The 15,203-nt window shown below is 70.9% G+C and carries 17 protein-coding genes; 13 read left to right on the top strand and 4 right to left on the bottom strand.

Annotated elements, in window-relative coordinates; genetic code table 11:
- On the bottom strand, positions 1-198 hold a 198-nt coding region (locus tag JNB50_RS20070; RefSeq protein ID WP_208041920.1), incomplete at its 3' end, for a hypothetical protein.
- A 91-nt stretch (positions 199-289) separates the two neighbouring features.
- Between JNB50_RS20070 and JNB50_RS20065 the strand changes: the two genes are divergently transcribed.
- The 4 genes from JNB50_RS20065 to JNB50_RS20050 all read left to right on the top strand — a co-directional run bounded on the left by JNB50_RS20065 (position 290) and on the right by JNB50_RS20050 (position 4,295).
- On the top strand, positions 290-580 hold the full coding sequence (locus JNB50_RS20065; RefSeq protein ID WP_208041919.1) for a YlxR family protein: 291 nt from the start codon (positions 290-292) through the stop codon (positions 578-580).
- Positions 581-660: 80 nt separating this feature from the next.
- The gene (infB, locus tag JNB50_RS20060) at positions 661-3,429 is read left to right on the top strand and encodes a translation initiation factor IF-2 (RefSeq protein WP_208041918.1); all 2,769 of its coding nucleotides are present in this window, start codon (positions 661-663) and stop codon (positions 3,427-3,429) included.
- Positions 3,430-3,504: 75 nt separating this feature from the next.
- Positions 3,505-3,942: a 30S ribosome-binding factor RbfA gene (rbfA, locus tag JNB50_RS20055; RefSeq protein WP_208041917.1), complete on the top strand. Its 438-nt coding sequence runs from the start codon at positions 3,505-3,507 to the stop codon at positions 3,940-3,942.
- 62 nt (positions 3,943-4,004) lie between these two features.
- Positions 4,005-4,295 carry a YciI family protein gene (locus JNB50_RS20050; protein ID WP_208041916.1) on the top strand — a complete coding sequence of 97 codons (291 nt, stop codon included), beginning with the start codon at positions 4,005-4,007 and terminating at the stop codon, positions 4,293-4,295.
- 20 nt (positions 4,296-4,315) lie between these two features.
- Here JNB50_RS20050 and JNB50_RS20045 read toward each other — a convergent pair whose 3' ends face one another.
- A complete protein-coding gene (locus JNB50_RS20045; RefSeq protein ID WP_208041915.1) occupies positions 4,316-5,185 on the bottom strand; it encodes an A/G-specific adenine glycosylase in 870 nt (289 codons plus the stop codon).
- A 50-nt stretch (positions 5,186-5,235) separates the two neighbouring features.
- Here JNB50_RS20045 and JNB50_RS20040 point away from each other — a divergent pair, with 50 nt between their 5' ends.
- Complete coding sequence (locus JNB50_RS20040) at positions 5,236-5,826, top strand: hypothetical protein (RefSeq protein WP_208041914.1); 591 nt, start codon at positions 5,236-5,238, stop codon at positions 5,824-5,826.
- Positions 5,827-5,853: 27 nt separating this feature from the next.
- On the opposite strand, the gene JNB50_RS20035 is transcribed toward JNB50_RS20040, so the two are convergent.
- Both JNB50_RS20035 and JNB50_RS20030 read right to left on the bottom strand, forming a co-directional pair.
- Positions 5,854-6,855, bottom strand: coding sequence for a ketopantoate reductase family protein (locus tag JNB50_RS20035; RefSeq protein WP_208041913.1), 1,002 nt, complete (start codon positions 6,853-6,855; stop codon positions 5,854-5,856).
- Positions 6,856-6,886: 31 nt separating this feature from the next.
- Positions 6,887-8,401: a DHA2 family efflux MFS transporter permease subunit gene (locus JNB50_RS20030; protein ID WP_208041912.1), complete on the bottom strand. Its 1,515-nt coding sequence runs from the start codon at positions 8,399-8,401 to the stop codon at positions 6,887-6,889.
- A 91-nt stretch (positions 8,402-8,492) separates the two neighbouring features.
- On the opposite strand from JNB50_RS20030, the gene JNB50_RS20025 reads away from it, so the two are divergent.
- From JNB50_RS20025 to deoC, 8 genes are all read left to right on the top strand, one after another.
- A complete protein-coding gene (locus JNB50_RS20025; protein WP_208041911.1) occupies positions 8,493-9,131 on the top strand; it encodes a TetR/AcrR family transcriptional regulator in 639 nt (212 codons plus the stop codon).
- Positions 9,128-10,051, top strand: coding sequence for a tRNA pseudouridine(55) synthase TruB (gene truB, locus JNB50_RS20020; protein ID WP_208041910.1), 924 nt, complete (start codon positions 9,128-9,130; stop codon positions 10,049-10,051). Before JNB50_RS20025 ends, truB begins: the two co-directional genes overlap by 4 nt.
- Positions 10,048-10,416, top strand: a complete 369-nt coding sequence (locus JNB50_RS20015; protein ID WP_208041909.1) for a hypothetical protein — start codon at positions 10,048-10,050, stop codon at positions 10,414-10,416. Before truB ends, JNB50_RS20015 begins: the two co-directional genes overlap by 4 nt.
- A gap of 43 nt (positions 10,417-10,459) precedes the next feature.
- Positions 10,460-10,972, top strand: coding sequence for a hypothetical protein (locus JNB50_RS20010; RefSeq protein ID WP_208041908.1), 513 nt, complete (start codon positions 10,460-10,462; stop codon positions 10,970-10,972).
- On the top strand, positions 10,969-11,913 hold the full coding sequence (locus JNB50_RS20005) for a bifunctional riboflavin kinase/FAD synthetase (protein WP_208041907.1): 945 nt from the start codon (positions 10,969-10,971) through the stop codon (positions 11,911-11,913). Before JNB50_RS20010 ends, JNB50_RS20005 begins: the two co-directional genes overlap by 4 nt.
- Positions 11,910-13,124 (top strand): CynX/NimT family MFS transporter, encoded by a 1,215-nt coding sequence (locus JNB50_RS20000; protein ID WP_208041906.1) that lies wholly within the window; start codon positions 11,910-11,912, stop codon positions 13,122-13,124. Before JNB50_RS20005 ends, JNB50_RS20000 begins: the two co-directional genes overlap by 4 nt.
- Before the next feature lie 65 nt (positions 13,125-13,189).
- Positions 13,190-14,164 (top strand): sugar-binding transcriptional regulator, encoded by a 975-nt coding sequence (locus JNB50_RS19995; protein ID WP_208041905.1) that lies wholly within the window; start codon positions 13,190-13,192, stop codon positions 14,162-14,164.
- On the top strand, positions 14,161-15,201 hold the full coding sequence (deoC, locus tag JNB50_RS19990) for a deoxyribose-phosphate aldolase (protein WP_208041904.1): 1,041 nt from the start codon (positions 14,161-14,163) through the stop codon (positions 15,199-15,201). Before JNB50_RS19995 ends, deoC begins: the two co-directional genes overlap by 4 nt.
- Positions 15,202-15,203: the final 2 nt, after the last annotated feature.

Here is a 15,203-nt window from a genome sequence, read left to right as displayed (position 1 = left end):
GAGGGGCAGAACGCGCGACTCGCGGCGAAGCTGACGGGCGCGAAGATCGACATCCAGCCCGATTCGATCCTCGACGACAAGTAAACGGGAGGGCTGGATGTCGATCTTCGCGCCGTGCCGACGCGGCGAAGCCGTGGCGACACGGTTGCCGAAGGCACACGAACACGACATCCAGCCCGATTCGATTCTGGACGACAAGTAATTCTTCAGGAATGTTCGTCTCGGACGGAGCGTTTGATCGTGTGCGGCGCTCCGTCCTGATTCGGCGCAGGGATGCGTGAGGGGTAAGATGGAAGCCGTCAGAACGTGCGTCGGACGCCGTTCTCGCGCTCCCCGGCCCTCACTTCTGAGGGTCGTTCTCCGGAATTCGGAAATCGTGGCGGACCCGTCCGCCACTCTTCCCGGGCGGGGCGCGTGGCTGCATCCGGTCGACGAGTGTCTCGATCTCGCACTCAAGCGCAGGGCCTTCGGGCGGGCGCTGAGAGCGGAGGAGAGCCTCGACCCGACGGCCCCGTGGGCTGAATCCCTCAGGGCCTACTTACGAGAACAGGCAGAAGAAGCTGTGACTTCACATGAGTGACACCAAATGAGCGGCTCGAAATGAGTTCCGTCCGCTACTAACGCCTGCCCTGTCCGGGGTGGGCCCCAGACAGGAGAATTGTGGCTGCAAAACCACGCGTACACGAGGTCGCGAGCGAGCTCGGCGTCGACAGCAAAGTCGCGCTCGCGAAACTCAAAGAGATGGGCGAGTTCGTCAAGGGACCGTCCTCGAGCATCGAGCCGCCGGTAGCGCGCAAGCTGCGTGCCGCCCTGGAGGCTGAAGGCTTCACCGCCGACAAGGCCGCCGCCGCCCCCAAAGCGGAGGCTCCGCGTCCCGCTGCTCCGCGCCCTCCGGCGTCGAGCGAGTCCGGCGCGCCCAAGCCGCAGGCGCCGATGTCGGTCGCCGAACGTCAGGCCGCAGCGGAGAAGGCTGCCGCCGAGAAGGCTGCGGCGGAGAAGGCTGCAGCCGAGAAGTCGGCGCCCGCCGCGCCCGCGGCCGCGGCTCCGGCCGAGAAGGCCGCGCCGTCGGCCCCGCGCCCCGGTGGTGCGGCTCCCGGCGCCGGCAGCATCCCGCGCCCGGGCGCCCCGCGCCCCGGCAACAACCCGTTCTCGTCGAGCCAGGGCATGGGCCAGCGGCCCAGCGCCCCCCGCCCCGGCAACAACCCCTACTCCAGCTCGCAGGGCATGGGCCAGCGCCCGAGCCCCGGCAACATCCCGCGTCCGGCTCCGCCGCGTCCCGGCTCGCCCCGCATCGGCGCGCCCGGCCAGGGCGGCGGCAACCGGCCCGGCCAGCGCCAGGGTGGCGGCGGAGGCCGCCCCGGCTTCCAGCAGCGTCCCGGCGGCGCCGGTGGCGCCGCGGGCGGCGGCTTCCAGCGTCCGGGCGGCGGCACGGGTGGCGGCTTCGGCGCCCCGCGTCCGGCCGGCGGCGGTGGCCGCGGTCGTGGCCCCGGCGGCGGTACCGCCGGGGCGTTCGGCCGTGGCGGCGGCAAGTCCAAGGCCCGCAAGTCGAAGCGCGCGAAGCGTCAGGAATTCGAGATGCGGGAGGCCCCGTCGCTGGGCGGCGTGAGCGTTCCCCGCGGTGACGGCGGCACGGTCATCCGACTGCGCCGTGGTTCCTCCATCTCCGACTTCGCCGACAAGATCGACGCGAACCCGGCCTCGCTGGTCACCGTGCTCTTCCACCTGGGCGAGATGGCGACCGCGACCGAGTCGCTCGACGAGGCGACCTTCCAGATCCTCGGCGAGGAGCTGGGCTACAAGATCCAGGTCGTCTCCCCGGAGGACGAGGACCGCGAGCTGCTCGAAGGCTTCGACATCGACCTCGACGCCGAGCTGGAGGGCGAGTCCGACGAGGACCTCGAGATCCGGCCCCCGGTCGTCACCGTCATGGGTCACGTCGACCACGGTAAGACGCGCCTCCTCGACGCCATCCGCAACGCGAACGTCGTCGCGGGCGAGGCCGGCGGCATCACCCAGCACATCGGTGCGTACCAGGTGTGGACGGAACACGACGGCATCGAGCGTGCCATCACCTTCATCGACACCCCCGGTCACGAGGCGTTCACCGCCATGCGTGCCCGCGGTGCGCAGGTCACCGACATCGCGATCCTCGTGGTCGCGGCCGACGACGGCATCATGCCGCAGACGATCGAGGCGCTGAACCACGCTCAGGCGGCAGGCGTCCCGATCGTGGTCGCGGTCAACAAGATCGACAAGCCCGAGGCCAACCCGGCCAAGGTGCGCCAGCAGCTCACCGAGTTCGGTCTGGTGGCGGAGGAGTACGGCGGCGACGTCATGTTCGTCGACGTCTCCGCGCGCAACAACATCGGCATCGACGACCTGCTCGACGCGGTGCTGCTCACCGCAGACGCCGGTCTCGACCTGCGCGCCAACCCGAACAAGGACGCGCGCGGTGTCGCCATCGAGGCGAAGCTCGACAAGGGCCGCGGCGCCGTCGCGACGGTGCTCATCCAGTCCGGAACGCTGCGCGTCGGTGACGCGATCGTCGCGGGCACGGCCTACGGCCGCGTCCGTGCGATGGCCGACGAGAACGGCGACCCGGTGCTCGAGGCCGCTCCGTCCCGCCCGGTGCAGGTGCAGGGTCTCTCCAGCGTTCCGCGCGCCGGTGACACCTTCATCGTCACCGAGGAGGACCGCACCGCCCGCCAGATCGCCGAGAAGCGTGAGGCCGCCGAGCGCAACGCCCAGCTGGCGAAGGCCCGCAAGCGCATCTCGCTCGAGGACTTCACCCGCGCTCTGGAAGAGGGCAAGGTCGAGGCGCTCAACCTCATCATCAAGGGCGACGTGTCCGGTGCCGTGGAGGCGCTGGAGGAGTCGCTCATGAAGATCGAGGTCGACGACTCGGTCAGCCTGCGCATCCTGCACCGCGGTGTCGGCGCGATCACCGAGTCGGACATCGACCTGGCGACCATCGACAACGCGATCGTGATCGGCTTCAACGTCCGCCCGGACGTGAAGGCGCGCGAGCGTGCGGCCCGCGAGGGTGTGGATGTCCGCTTCTACTCGGTCATCTACAACGCGATCGAAGACATCGAGAACTCGCTCAAGGGCATGCTCAAGCCCGAGTTCGAAGAGGTCCAGTCGGGTGTCGCCGAGATCCGCGAGGTGTTCCGCTCCTCCAAGTTCGGCAACATCGCCGGTGTCATCGTCCGCTCCGGAACGATCACGCGCAACGCCAAGGCGCGCGTCATCCGCGACGGCGTGGTGGTGGGGGACAACCTCTCCATCGAGTCGCTGCGTCGCTTCAAGGACGACGTCACCGAGGTGCGTACGGACTTCGAGGCCGGTATCGGCCTCGGCAAGTACAACGACATCCAGGTCGGCGATGAGATCGAGACCACCGAGCTGCGGGAGAAGCCCCGCGTCTGATCGGAGACACGAAGGCCCGGCGGGAGACCGCCGGGCCTTCGGCTTCCGACACCGGAATCACCGAAGGAGGACCACATGGCCGATCCGGCACGGGCGAGGAAGCTCGCCGACAGAATCAAGGTCATCATCGCGAAGCGGCTCGATCGAGGACTGCGCGACCCGCGCCTGGGTTTCGTGACGATCACCGACGTCCAGGTGACGGGCGACCTCCAACACGCGACGGTGTTCTACACCGTGTACGGAACCGACCAGGAGCGGGCCGACACGGCTGCAGCACTGCAGGCGGCAACCGGCATGCTGCGCAGCGAGGTCGGCAAGAACATCACCGCCCGGCTGACGCCGACGCTGGAGTTCCAGCTCGACGCCATCCCGGAGAACGCGGCGCACATCGAGGACCTTCTGCGTCAGGCGCACGAGCACGACACCGAGGTGGCCGGGCTGGCGGCGGGCGCGAGCTACGCGGGGGACGAGGATCCCTACGTGAAGCCGAAGGATGTCGACGACGAGGAGTGAGCCATCCACGAACGGAGGGGGCCCGGTGGTGATCCACCGGGCCTTCGCCGTAGCCTGATCGCATGTACGCCGTCTCGTTCTACGATGCCGACCCCGATGCCGGGCCGGAGCACTTCCAGCGGTTGGTCGACACCTACCCGCGCCACAAGGCCTACCTGGACGAGTTCGCGAAGGACGGCGAGCTGCTGATGATCGGCACGTTCGGCGACCCGGCGTCGCAGGGGTCGATGGCGATCTTCCGGTCGCGGGAGGCCGCGGAGCGGTTCCGCGCCGGTGACCCGTTCTGGACGGAGGGGCTGGTGTACCGCTCGCGCATCCTCGACTGGGATCCGCTGGTGTTCGCGGAGTCCTGAGTTCCCACAGGCCGGAGGGCTCACGGCAGCGTGTAGCCGCCGCCCTCCGTGACCGCCAGACCGTCGTCGAGCAGGCCGCGCAGCGCCCGGTCGCGCTGCGCCGCATCAGGCCAGACGTCTTCGAGCTCCTCCGGGGTGACCGGGATGTGCGACGCGCGCAGCTCGGCGAGGATGCGACCCCGCACCTGACGGTCGCTGCCCTCGTACTTCTTCTGCACGGCTTTGCGCGGGCCCTCGTACGCCGGATAGCCGGCCGCTCGCCATGCGCACCGCTGCGCGAGCGGGCAGTCGTCGCAGCGCGGCGACCGCGCCGTGCAGACGATCGCGCCCAGCTCCATCATCCCGGCGTTGAAGGCCGCGGCCGCCGGGAGCTCGCGGGGGAGCAGCGCCGACATCGCCGCGAGGTCGCGCCGGGCGCTCGGCGGCGACGGTTCGCCCTGGCCGTCGACGGCCCGGGCGATGACGCGGCGGATGTTGGTGTCGACGACGGGATGGCGTGCGCCGTAGGCGAAGACGGCCACCGCGCGGGCGGTGTAGTCGCCGATCCCCGGGAGCGCCAGCAAGGCCTCCACGTCGTCGGGCACGACGCCGCCGTGCCGTTCGGTGATCGCCACGGCCGCCGCGTGCAGCCATAGCGCGCGGCGCGGGTAGCCGAGCGACTGCCAGGCGCGCACCGCCTCCCCTGGGGGCACGGCCGCCAGATCGGCGGGGGTCGGCCAGCGGGTCAGCCACTCTTCGAGCCGCGGGATCACGCGGGACACCGGTGTCTGCTGCAGCATGAACTCGCTGACGAGCGTTCCCCACGGGGTGAAGCCGTCGCGGCGCCACGGGAGGTCGCGCCGGTTGGCGTGGTACCAGTCCACCACCGCGGTGGCGAATGTCTCCGGCATGCTTCGAGGCTACCGGTTCGCGGCCGTCGCCCACGGCTTATGCTCGTCGCATGATGCTGCCTCCGACTCCGCGGGTCCTCGCGCTGCGCGAGATCGTCGGCGACGTGCGTGCGCTGGCGCCGAGGGGGCGCGTGATCGTCGCGGTCGACGGAGGCGGGGGCACGGCGGAGTTCGCCGACGACCTCGCCGCCGTGTTCCGGGAGGCCGGCTCCGACACCCATCGGGCGTCGGTCCGCGACTTCCATCGCTCGCGCGCGGATCGCACGCTGCTCGGCCCGGAGACCCCGACGGGCTTCTATCGCGACTCCTTCGACTACGGGACCCTGCGGCGGGTGCTGATCGACCCGTTCCGGATGGCCGGCAGCACCGGCTTCCAGACCGCCGCCTTCGACGAGGCGCGGGATGTCCCCGTGGAGAGCAGGTGGGAGACCGCCGGTCCGGACGCGGTGCTCGTGATCGACGGCGAGTTCCTGCTGCGGCCGGAGCTGCGGCGGGAGTGGAACGCGTCGGTGCTGCTGATCAACGCGCCCGAACGCGCGATCTACGAGGAGGACGCCCGGCCGCGCGACGTCGCGACCATCCTCATCGACGACTCCGACCCGGCCGCGCCCGTGCGGGTGCCGCGACCCGCGTCGGCATGACGCGTCGAGGAGACCGTCCGCCGCTGGTCAGAGCACCGTCTGCACGCGGCGGGCGACCTCGGCAGGCGCGATGAACGCCCCGGTGGCCTCCACCTCGTGCACGAGTCCGGTGAGGGCGGCGTTCACGGGGGCGTCGCCGCCGTTCGCCCTGGCCTCTGCGACGACCGCGCCGTTCAGGTAGTCGATCTCGCTCGGTTGCCCGCGGCGGATGCTCTGCAGCGTCGATCCCGGGTTCGGTGTCGCGCCCATCCGCCTGCGCATCACCAGGGGGACGAGCTGCGCGACCCAGCGGGGCGAGGAGGCGACGAATCGCAGGATGCGGTCGTCGAGGCCCTGGATGCTGCCGAAGCGGACGCCGCGGGCGATGCCGACGCGCACGGCCTCCTGGAGGCTCGCCGTGATGATCGGCCGCAGCGTCCTGCTGCCGAGCGTCTCCTGCGCGCTCAGCCCGGTGATTGCGGGCATCGCGTTCACCTGGTTGACCATGAGCTTCGTCCACTGGCAGCCCGTGAAGTTGTCGACCGCGAAGCTCGGCATGGCGGCGTCGAGGATGTGCGCTGCGTCGACGGCCGCCTGCGGAGGCTCGCCGTCGCCGGCGCCGAGATAGGTGTTGTTGACGGTGGTCACGCTGACCGTGCCGGGGGACAGGTAGCTGGCGGCGTAGAGCGCGAGCGCCCCGACGCAGTTCGAGCCGGGGAGCAGCTCTGTCGCCAGCCGCAGGCCGGCGAGGCCGTTCTGCACGATGACGACGGTGATCCCGTCGAGGAGGTCCGCGTTCTCGCGGATGGCCGACTCGGCGTCCTGCGCCTTGGTGCAGACGAACGCGAGCTCCGGACGCGTCTGCAGCCGCTCGGCCGCGGCGACGCGTGCCGTGTGCGTGCCCCAGCCGCCGTCGAGCCTCAAACCGTCGGCGCGGATCGCGGCGAGGTGGTCGCCGCGCGCCGTGACCTCCACGAGATGGCCGACGCGATCGAGCTGCGCCGCGATCGTCCCACCGATGGCTCCCGCTCCGATCACGCCGATTCGCACGCCCTCCAGCCTAGGCTGCGAATGGCGGCGATCAGTCGGCGAGGACGGGCGCCGGCTCCGCGACGGCTTCGGCCGCAGCGGCGGGCGGAAGGACGTCGGCCGCGTCTTCGTGGGCGACGGCCGCGGCGAGTTCCGCCGCGCGGCGACGGCTCGGCAGGGCGAGCGCGATCACCGCGGCGATCGCCAGCGCGCCCGCTCCGACCCAGACCGCGGGGATGGCGGCGTCGACGTAGCCGGTCGGCGTCAGCGTGCCTCCGGCGCCCGTGAAGACGGCGGTGAGCACGGCGACACCGAGGGCGACCCCGATCTCGCGGAGCGTGGAGTTGGTGCCGGAGGCCTTGGCGTGGTCGGCGGCGCGCATGTTCGCCAACACCGCTGTCGAGCTCGGTGCGAAGACCAGACCCATCCCGACGCCCGCGAGCAGGAACGGCGGCCACATCTGCGAGTACGGCAGATCGGCGGCGAGAGTGCCGGCGATCCAGGCCATCGCCCCGGCCAGGAACACGAGTCCGACGACGATCGGGAGGCGGGTGCCGGTGCGCCCGGAGACCAGCCCGGTCAGCGGCGCCACCACCATCGGCGCGAGCGTCCACGGCATCGTCATGACGCCGGCCTCGAGCGGCGTGTGACCCTGCACCACCTGGAGGAACTGGATGAGGATGAAGATCGCGCCGAAGATGCCGAAGGAGAACGTCATGCCGACGAGGTTGGCCACCGTGAAGCTGCGGTCGCGGAACAGCCGCAGCGGCAGCAGCGGTGCGGAGGTGCGCGACTCCCAGAACACGAACGCGATCAGGAGGACGCCTCCGGCGATCAGCGAGAACAGCACCTCCGCGCTGTCCCAACCCGCGTCGTTGCCGCGGACGATGCCGTAGACCAGCCCGAGCACGCCGGGTGCCGCCAGCAGCAGGCCGACGATGTCGGCGCGCACCCGGGCGCCGAAGCTGTTCGGGAGGGCGATCAGCACGAGCGGCACCGCGATCACGCCGAGCGGCACGTTGAGCCAGAAGATGGCCTGCCAGTTCCAGCCCTGCACGACCGCGCCGCCGATCAGCGGGCCGAGGGCGACGCCGAGGCCGGAGATGCCTCCCCAGATGCCGATCGCGGCCGGTCGCAGCCGCTGGCTGACGCTGCCTGCCAGCAGGGTGAGCGACAGCGGGAGGAGGGCGGCGGCGCCTGCGCCCTGCACGGCGCGCGCGGCGATCAGCATCCACGGCTCCGTCGCCAGGGCGCTCGCGGCGCTCGCCAGCGTGAACACGATGATGCCGCCGAGGAACACCGAGCGCCGGCCGAGCCGGTCGCCGAGCCCGACGGCCATCAGCATCAGGGTCGCGAAGCTCAGCGTGTACGCGTTGACCACCCACTGCAGCTCTTCGATCGACGCGCTGAGGTCGCGCGCGATCACGGGGAGGGCGCTGGTGACGACCAGGTTGTCGAGGGTCGCCATGAACATCGGGAGGGAGGCCGCGACGATCGCGAGCCAGACGGGGATGCGCCGCGAGGCTCGGACGGGAGTGCCTGCGGTACCGGGACGGGTAGTGGTCATGGGACGCATCGCTTCCTGAAGAATCGGGTGAATTCGTTAGTAATCGAATGATTACAACGAACTTTAGTAATCGGCTGATAACCTGTCAACCATGAGTTCCGCGATCAGTGAACGGATCCCCTCCGCCGAGCGGCGCGAGCAGATCCTCGGTGCGGCGAGCCTCGTCTTCGGGGAGCGCGGCTACTTCGGCGCAACCACCGACCAGATCGCCAAGGCGGCCGGCATCAGCCAGCCGTACGTCGTCCGGATGTTCGGCAGCAAAGAGAACCTCTTCGTCGAGGTGCTGCAGCGGGCGCTCGACAAGCTGATGACGAGCTTCCAGGACACGATCGACGGCTGGAAGGCCGACGGCTCGCCCGCGGGCGAGGACGGCGCGGTCGGCGAGCACCACGAGATCGGCCGCCGGCTCGGGCTCGCGTACGTGAACCTCATCGAGGACCGCGGCATCCTGCTCTCGCTCATGCAGGCGTTCGGCATGGGCAACGACGCCGTCATCGGCGGGCGTGCCAGGGAGGGCTTCCTCGCCATCTACAAGATGGTCCGCGACCAGGTCGGGTTCTCGCCCGACGAGGCGCGCACCTTCCTCGCAGAGGGCATGCTGCTGAACACGCTCCTCGGTCTCAAGCTCCCCGCGGAGTACGGCAAGGACGCCTGCGCCACCGAAATCATCGAGTCCACGTTCCGCACCAAGCTGCAGCTGGTCCTCGACGTCGCCGGCGAGAACGCATGACCGGCAGCGGTCTCATCCTGGTCGACAAGCCGGGAGGCTGGACGAGCCACGACGTCGTCGCGCGCGTGCGCAGGCTGGCCGGCACCCGCAAGGTCGGCCACGCCGGAACGCTCGACCCGATGGCCACCGGCCTCCTCATCCTGGGCCTCAACTCGTCGACGCGGCTGCTCACCTACATCGTGGGCACCGACAAGGAGTACCTGGCGACCATCCGGCTGGGCGCGACCACGACGACCGACGACGCCGAGGGCGAAGTGACCGCAGAGGCCGACCCGAGCGCGATCGCCACGATCACCGACGACGCCATCGCGAACGGCATCGCCGCGCTCACCGGCGAGATCGAGCAGGTCCCGAGCTCGGTCAGCGCGATCAAGGTCGACGGCAAGCGCGCCTATGCCCGCGTGCGAGCGGGCGAGGAGGTCGTCCTCCGGCCGCGCGCGGTGACGATCGAGCGCTTCGAGCTGCTCGAGGCCAGGAGCCTCCCCGGCGACGACGCCCCGGTGGCGATCGAGCTGGACGTTCGCGTCGTCTGCTCGTCCGGCACCTACATCCGCTCGCTCGCGCGCGACCTCGGCGCCGGGCTCGGCGTCGGCGGTCACCTGACGGCGTTGCGCCGGACGCGCGTCGGGCCGTTCGATGTGCGGGACGCGGAGGAACTCGATACGCTCGATCCCGGTGCCGCCCTGATCCCCGCCGCCCGGGCGGCCGCCGAGCTGTTCGAGAGGCTGGAGCTGACAGAGCAGCAGGCGATCGATCTCACACACGGTCGCCGCATCCACGTCGCGGACCGGGAAGGCGCCTCCAGTGCACCCGTCGCGGCGATCGCACCGGGCGGGGCGCTGGTGGGACTCGTCGAGTTCCGTGGAAAGGAAGCCAGGACGCTCGTGAACTTCCCCACCGACGAGATCGCGTCGTCATGATCGAGTGGTTCGTGGCGCTGCAGGTCGGCGTCGCCGTGATCGCCGGCGTGCTCTGCCTGGTGCTCGGTCTCGCCGGGCGCGTTCCCGGCGACCTGACGATGGGCGCGGTGGCCCTGGTCGAGCTGCTCCTGATCGTGCAGCTGGTGATGGCCATCGTCGCACCGGTGCTCGGGAACTCGCCGAGCGGGAGCCTCGCGGAGTTCTACATCTACCTGATCTCGGCGCTCCTCCTCCCGCTGGCGGGCGGCTTCTGGGCGCTGATCGAACGCAACAGGTGGAGCACCGTCATCCTCGGCGGAGTCTGCCTGGCCATCGCCGTCATGGTGTACCGGATGGGGCAGATCTGGTTCGTCCAGGGCGTCTGACCGCGCCAGCAGCATCGGTAGCGCGCGAATAGAATCGATACCGATGTCACACCACACCCTGTCCGCGCGCGAACACGCCGACGGCCACCGTCCGCGTCGCCGCATCTCCGGCGTCGGCCGCGTCCTCGTGTTCGTCTACGGCGTGCTGGCGCTCGCGGCCACCGGCCGCAGCGTCTTCCAGATCATCGACCGCTTCCACGAGGCGCCCGTGGCGTTCACGCTGTCCGCGCTCTCCGCTGCGGTGTACATCGTCGCCACCATCGCTCTCGTCGCACCCGGCCGCATCTGGTACCGCGTGGCGTGGGTCACCATCAGCTTCGAGCTGGCCGGGGTGCTGGTCATCGGCGCCCTGAGCCTGTTCGCGCCCGCGGCCCTCGGCCTCCACGACATCGACCCGTTCGGCCGGGACGCCACGGTCTGGTCGGTCTTCGGCATGGGCTACCTGTTCATCCCGCTGGTCCTGCCGATCCTCGGGTTGTTCTGGCTCTCGCGGCACAACCCGGGCGGGGAGGCCACGACCACCCAGACGGAGACCGGCGATGGAGCGCGTTCGTGAAGGTCTTCCACGCCGTCGCGGAGGTGCCGGACGGGTTCGGGCCGAGCGCCGTCACGATCGGGAAGTTCGACGGCGTCCACACCGGGCACCGCGCGGTGATCGACCGGCTGCGCAGCGTCGCGGCCGAGCGCGGACTGACCGCGACGGTCATCACTTTCGACCGCAATCCGCTGGAGCTGCTCGCCCCGGAGAAGTGCCCCTCGTCGCTGGTGAGCAACCGGCAGAAGCTCGAGCTCCTGGCGGAGACAGGTATCGATGCGACGCTGATGGTGGCGTTCGACCGCGCTCTGGCCGACCTCTCTCCCGAGGAGTTCGTGCACCGCATCCTGGTGGATCGCCTGCACGCGGCGGCTGTCCTGGTGGGGAGCGACTTCCGGTTCGGCGCCAGGGGAGCGGGCGACGTCGCGATGCTGACGGCGCTGGGCGAGCGCTACGGCTTCACGGTCGAGCTGATCGACGACGTGCGTCCCGAACACGGCCGCCGGGTCTCGTCCACCTGGATCCGCGACCTGCTCGCCGAGGGGGACGTACGGCACGCGGCCGAGCTGCTCGGCACCGTCCCGACCGTGCGCGGCGTGGTGGTGCACGGTGCCGCACGCGGCCGTGAGCTGGGCTTCCCGACGGCGAACCTGTCGCCGGAGAACGAGGGACTCATCCCCGCCGACGGCGTGTATGCGGGCTGGCTGACCGACGACGACGGCACCCGCTATCCCGCGGCGATCTCGGTGGGGAACAACCCCACCTTCGAGGGCGTGCCGCAGAAGCAGGTGGAGGCGTACGTGCTCGACCGCGAGCTCGACCTCTACGACCACACGGTCGATGTCGCGTTCGCCGAGCGCATCCGCGGCATGGTCGCCTATTCCGGCGTCGAGCCGCTGATCGCCCAGATCGCCGCCGACGTCGACGAGGCCCGCCGGATCCTGACCGCAGAGCCCGCGTGACGACAGGGCAGGCGACCCGCCCGCTCTGGCACGGGCGTGCGGTCGCCCTGCTCGGCATCCTGCTGGTCGCGGCCAACCTGCGCACGGCGGTCGCGGCGCTCTCGCCGATCTTCTCGGAGATCCGGGCGGAGTTCCCGGTGTCGGCCGTCGGGGTCGGACTGCTCGGGATGCTGCCGCCGGTCTGCTTCGCGCTCTTCGGCCTCCTCGCGCCGATCTTCACGCGCCGGCTGTCGCTGGAGACGGTGCTGCTGATCGCGCTCGGCGTCATGCTGACCGGGCACGTCCTCCGGGCGACGGCCGGCTCGTTCGCGGTTCTCGCGATCGGCTCGGCCGTCACGTTCGCGGGGATGGGCGTCGGCAACGTCCTCCTGCCCCCGCTGGTGAAGCGGTACTTCCCCGACCGCATCGGCCTGGTCACGGCGCTGTACGCGACCGTGATGTCGGTGAGCACGCTGCTGCCGCCCCTGGTCGCGGTGCCGGTGGCGGATGCCGCGGGCTGGCATGTCTCCGTGGGGATGTGGGCTCTGATGAGCGTGCTCGCGATCCTCCCCTGGCTGCGCATCGTCATCACGCACCGGCCGGCGCATCCCGCGCACGACGTCGAGGTCGAGGAGGCCGACCGCTCGCTGGTGGCCCGCGTCTGGCGCTCGGGCCTGGCCTGGGCGATGGCGGTGGTGTTCGCCGTCTCGAGCCTCAACGCGTACGCGATGTTCGCCTGGCTGCCGCAGATCGTCCACGACGTCGCGGGGACCCCGCCGGCGGAGTCGGGCGCGCTCCTCTCGCTCTACGCGGGCATGGGCATCCCCGCCGGGCTGCTGGTGCCGTTGCTCGCCGCTCGGATGCGCAACGTGGCGCTTCTCGTCTATGCGGGCGTCGCCTTCTTCCTCGTCGGCTACGCGGGCCTCATCGTGGTGCCTGGCACGGCGACCTGGCTCTGGGTCGCCCTCGCCGGCCTCGGACCGCTGCTCTTCCCGCTGAGCCTGGTGCTGATCAACGTGCGCACGCGCACGCACGCCGGATCCGTGGCGCTCAGCGGCTTCACGCAGGGGCTCGGCTACACGCTCGGCGCTCTCGGCCCGCTCGCGGTCGGCGTGCTGCACGAGCTGACGGGTGGCTGGACCGTGCCGCTGCTGGTGCTGACCGCGACGGCGCTCGCGGCGGCGGCCGCCGGGGCCGTCGTGGCCCGCCCTGTGGCGCTCGAAGACCGCTGAGAGACCGCATTTGCTCATTTGAGCGGGCAGTGCGCAAGCGTTGCAGGCCGCCCTAAGCTGGTCGGGTGGCCCTGAACGATACCGACGAGATCCTCGCCGTCAAAGCCGCAGAACTCTATTACGAGGCCGGCAAGACCCAAGACGAGATCGGAGTCGCCCTCAACGTCTCGCGCTGGAAGGTCGGCCGACTTCTGGTGGCGGCGCGCGAGCACGGTTTCGTGCGCATCGAGATCGTGCACCCCAGTGCGCGTCGGTTCTCGCTCGAACGCGAGCTGTGCGGCTTCTACGGACTCGACGACGCCGTCGTCGTGCCCGCCGCGGAGGCCGACTCCGACGTGCAGGCGCGGGTCGCGCAGGCCGCAGCCGACTACCTGACCACGCTTCGTCCGGTGCCGCGGACCCTCGGGGTGAGCTGGGGGCGGACGCTGCACGCGGTCGCCGCACGGCTGCGCCCGGGCTGGGCCGTCGGCGTGAACCCCGTGCAGATCAACGGCAGCGTGTCGAGCACCCGGCAGGCGACCGCCGCGGCCGACACCGCGGTGGTGATCGCCCGCAAGGCGCAGGGCACGGCGACCCTCCTCCCGAGCCCCGCGATCTTCGAGCACGCGGCCACCCGCCGGGCCATCGAGGCCGACCGCTCGGTGCAGTCGGTCCTCGAGCTGGCACGCAGCGCCAGCGCCTACCTCTTCAGCGCGGGAGTCGTCGACACCAGCTCCGTGCACGTCGACTCCGGCTATCTCTCGCCGGACGACGTCCGGGCACTGGCCGAGAGGGGCGCCGTGGGCGACGTCGTCGGCCGCTTCATCGACGGCGACGGCCAGGTGGCCGACCCCGAGCTCGACAGCCGCACCCTGGGGCTCAGCCTCGACGAGCTCCGCAATGCCCGGACGTCCATCGCGGTCATCGCGGGGCAGGCCAAGCACGGCGTCGCTCACGCCGTCGTCGCCAGCGGGCTGTGCACGACGATCATCACCGACGAGTCGACGGCGAACGACCTCCTCGGCCGCACCGTGCCGAGTGAAAGGAACGAACTCATATGACCATCGAGACCACACCGCCCGTGCGCACGCTCGCGCCGGCGGCCCGTGCCGTGGAGGTGCTGGGCGGCGACCTCACCGAAGGGTCGCTCCGGCGTTACCTGGGCGGGATCCCCGGCGTCGACGCCGTCGGGCTGGAGCAGCGCGCCGCCGGCCTCGGCACCCGCTCCATCAAGACCTCCAGCAAGGCGTGGGCCCTCGACAAGGTGATCGAGCTCATCGACCTCACCACGCTCGAAGGCGCCGACACCCCCGGCAAGGTGCGCTCGCTCGTCGCGAAGGCGCTCACGCCCGACCCGAGCGACCTGACGGCGCCGCGGCCCGCTGCCGTCTGCGTCTACGGCGACATGGTGCCGTACGCGGTGCAAGCGCTCGGCGCTTCGCACGCCGGTCGGGTCGCCCGCGAGACCGGCCAGGCCGGGGGAGTCAACGTCGCGGCCGTGGCGACCGCGTTCCCGAGCGGCCGCGCCTCCCTGCCGGTCAAGCTCGCCGACACCGCCGACGCGGTCGCCGCCGGCGCCGACGAGATCGACATGGTCATCGACCGCGGCGCGTTCCTCTCCGGACGCTACGGCCTCGTCTTCGACGAGATCGTCGCCGTCAAGGAGGCCTGCCGGCGCGACGACGGCAGCTACGCCCACCTCAAGGTGATCCTCGAGACCGGGGAGCTGAACACCTACGACAACGTCCGCAGGGCCTCCTGGCTGAGCATCCTCGCCGGCGCGGACTTCATCAAGACGTCCACCGGCAAGGTCTCGCCCGCCGCGACGCTCCCGGTCACCCTGCTGATGCTGGAGGTCGTGCGCGACTGGCACCGGCTCACCGGCGAGGAGATCGGTGTGAAGCCCGCCGGCGGCATCCGCTCGTCGAAGGACGCCATCAAATACCTCGTCACCGTCGCGGAGACGGTCGGCGAGCGCTGGCTGCAGCCGCACCTCTTCCGGTTCGGTGCCTCCAGCCTCCTGAACGACGTTCTGTTGCAGCGCCAGAAGCTGCGCACAGGCCACTACTCCGGCGCCGACTACGTGACGATCGACTGAGA

The sequence above is a fragment of the Leifsonia sp. TF02-11 genome (genome assembly GCF_017565305.1).
In the GTDB taxonomy this organism is placed as follows: domain Bacteria; phylum Actinomycetota; class Actinomycetes; order Actinomycetales; family Microbacteriaceae; genus Leifsonia.
The sequence above is the reverse complement of the archived record's forward strand: the minus strand, read 5'-3'. Positions and strand labels throughout refer to the sequence as shown.

Coding starts and splice junctions, on each gene's coding strand:
- JNB50_RS20010 (WP_208041908.1), top strand. CDS start 10,460: ATGTCACACCACACCCTGTCCGCGCGCGAACACGCCGACGGCCACCGT.
- rbfA (WP_208041917.1), top strand. CDS start 3,505: ATGGCCGATCCGGCACGGGCGAGGAAGCTCGCCGACAGAATCAAGGTC.
- JNB50_RS20050 (WP_208041916.1), top strand. CDS start 4,005: ATGTACGCCGTCTCGTTCTACGATGCCGACCCCGATGCCGGGCCGGAG.
- JNB50_RS20040 (WP_208041914.1), top strand. CDS start 5,236: ATGATGCTGCCTCCGACTCCGCGGGTCCTCGCGCTGCGCGAGATCGTC.
- truB (WP_208041910.1), top strand. CDS start 9,128: ATGACCGGCAGCGGTCTCATCCTGGTCGACAAGCCGGGAGGCTGGACG.
- JNB50_RS20030 (WP_208041912.1), bottom strand. CDS start 8,401: ATGACCACTACCCGTCCCGGTACCGCAGGCACTCCCGTCCGAGCCTCG.
- deoC (WP_208041904.1), top strand. CDS start 14,161: ATGACCATCGAGACCACACCGCCCGTGCGCACGCTCGCGCCGGCGGCC.
- JNB50_RS20045 (WP_208041915.1), bottom strand. CDS start 5,185: ATGCCGGAGACATTCGCCACCGCGGTGGTGGACTGGTACCACGCCAAC.
- JNB50_RS20065 (WP_208041919.1), top strand. CDS start 290: ATGGAAGCCGTCAGAACGTGCGTCGGACGCCGTTCTCGCGCTCCCCGG.
- JNB50_RS20015 (WP_208041909.1), top strand. CDS start 10,048: ATGATCGAGTGGTTCGTGGCGCTGCAGGTCGGCGTCGCCGTGATCGCC.
- JNB50_RS20025 (WP_208041911.1), top strand. CDS start 8,493: ATGAGTTCCGCGATCAGTGAACGGATCCCCTCCGCCGAGCGGCGCGAG.